1 protein-coding gene is annotated in these 726 nt (G+C 55.1%); it reads left to right on the top strand.

Annotated features, from left to right (window positions below):
• Positions 1-525: 525 nt before the first annotated feature.
• The coding region (locus ACLD7X_RS17520; protein WP_411424971.1) for a DUF2164 domain-containing protein at positions 526-726 on the top strand (201 nt) is incomplete at its 3' end.

Raw genomic sequence — 726 nt, 5'->3', positions numbered from 1 at the left:
AGCCTTCTGATATTCCACGTATCCCTTGCTGATGTATGGCCAGCAGCCCTCGTTGCGGCCAGTTCGGTTGTCAGTCATCACATCTTGCAGCGATGCGGCTCCTGGCGATGGACAGGCGTCGTCAAGGATGTCCATGTTGCCGTAGCATATACCGCAGGTACAGCAGTTGTACCGCTTTCCTATGGCCAGCTGTCGCTACAGGCGTTTGCAGCCATCGCTGTTGTCTTCTTCTGCACTGCCGCCATTGTTGCCGTTGAGAGTGCAGCCGATGTATCGGTGGATGAGCACCTGGACCAGCCCGCTCTTGCGCGCGTCATCGGCGCCGGGGCGTGTGTACGCTTGGCCTACGGATGTGCAGCAATGGCTTGTTGTGCCGCCACCCTGTTGCCTTGGATAGCAACGCTCCAGTCACTCTCCACAATGGCCCTTCCGTTGCTCTTTACATCGCGACTAAGCCTTCCTAACAAACGGCTTATGGCCGAGCTCGTGTTGGCCATGCCCCTTACCCTATTATCGAGGTAACCTATGCCAGCAATTGAACTATCTCTCGACGACAAGAACACCATCGTTCGCGAACTCCAGCGATTTCTGGAATCGGAGCACGGACTGGACTTGGGCAAATTCGATGTAGAGTTCGTTCTCGATCATGTCACAACCCTTGCAGGACCATTCTGGTACAATCGTGGATTGGCAGATGCCCATGCTGTCTTTCGTACGAAGCTGGAT

Origin of the sequence: Aphanothece microscopica RSMan92 (assembly GCF_046613545.2) — a bacterium.
GTDB lineage: Bacteria > Cyanobacteriota > Cyanobacteriia > PCC-6307 > Cyanobiaceae > NIES-981.
The sequence above is the reverse complement of the archived record's forward strand: the minus strand, read 5'-3'. Positions and strand labels throughout refer to the sequence as shown.